This is a genomic window from Mesorhizobium sp. L103C131B0 (assembly GCF_000502275.1).
GTDB lineage: Bacteria > Pseudomonadota > Alphaproteobacteria > Rhizobiales > Rhizobiaceae > Mesorhizobium.
This window is the reverse complement of record NZ_AYXC01000061.1, coordinates 1-1,038: the sequence shown is the minus strand read 5'-3', so window position 1 is coordinate 1,038 and position 1,038 is coordinate 1. Positions and strand designations below refer to the sequence as shown.

The following is a 1,038-nucleotide window of genomic DNA, read 5'->3' as shown; positions in this document are numbered from 1 at the left end:
CAGCCGCGATAGTGGCTGGCGCCGCAGGCTTCGGAGCGGCCGGTGCTTCGGCAGCAGCCGGTGCGGCCGGCTCAGCAGGCTTTGCTTCGGCGGGCTTGGTCTCGGTGGGCTTGGTCTCGGTGGGCTTGGCCTCCGCGGGCGCCACGGCGGCGATCGCTTCGCCGGGTTCGCGCTCGAACGGCACGGCGGCGCGGGCCACGACCTTCACGCCGTCGGCGTCGAGACCGTCGACATGGATGGTGTAGCTGCCGACCGGGATGTCGCGCGTCGCCTCGACCAGGAAATGACCGTCGGGCGAGGTCACCGCATCGCCAAGCAGGATATCATTGGCATAGGCGCGCACCTTGCGGCCGGCGTCAGCCAGACCGGCGACGAAGATCTTGTTGCCGTCGATCTCGACCGCCTCGACGACGATCTTGGGTGCAGCCACGCCTGCCGCCGGCGGCGCTGCAGGTACTGCTGGCGCTGCAGGGGCAGTAGCGGCTTCCACAGCCGGAGCAGCAGGTGCTGTTTCAGCGGCCACGGCAGGCGCAGCCGTAGCAGGCGCCTCAGCGGCTGGGGCAGCGGCCTGATCGCCGGCGGCCGGTGCCGCGGGCTTGGTCTCAGGCGCCGGGACGCTAAGCAGCTCGGCCGGCTTGCCGGGTTCCTCGACCATCGCCAGCACCTGGCCGGCGGCGTCCTTGGGAACCGAAACGACGGCGGTCTGCACGGAAGGGGTAACCACATCGCCGGCCGTCGCGCGCAACCCAATCGTATAGTCGCCGGGCTTCAGCGGATCGTCGAGAACGATGACGAAGGCGCCGTCCGGACCGGCGACAGTCGAGCCAAGTACCGAGGAGCCGTTGAGGATCTCGACCTTCGAATTGGGCGCAGCATTGCCGGCAACGACGATCGAGCCGTTGCTTTCGACGCGCACGACGTCGAAGCTCGGCGCAACCGGGCCGGCCGCGGCCGGCGCTGGGGTTGTTGGGGCAGCAGCGGGCGCGGCAGGTGCCGCCGGAGCCGCAGCTTCGGTCGCGGGAGCCGTTGCGTCGGCAG

At 70.7% G+C, this 1,038-nt stretch carries 1 protein-coding gene; it reads right to left on the bottom strand.

The window, feature by feature from the left end:
• The coding region (locus X730_RS135375) for a LysM peptidoglycan-binding domain-containing protein (protein WP_023827889.1) at positions 1-1,038 on the bottom strand (1,038 nt) is incomplete at both ends.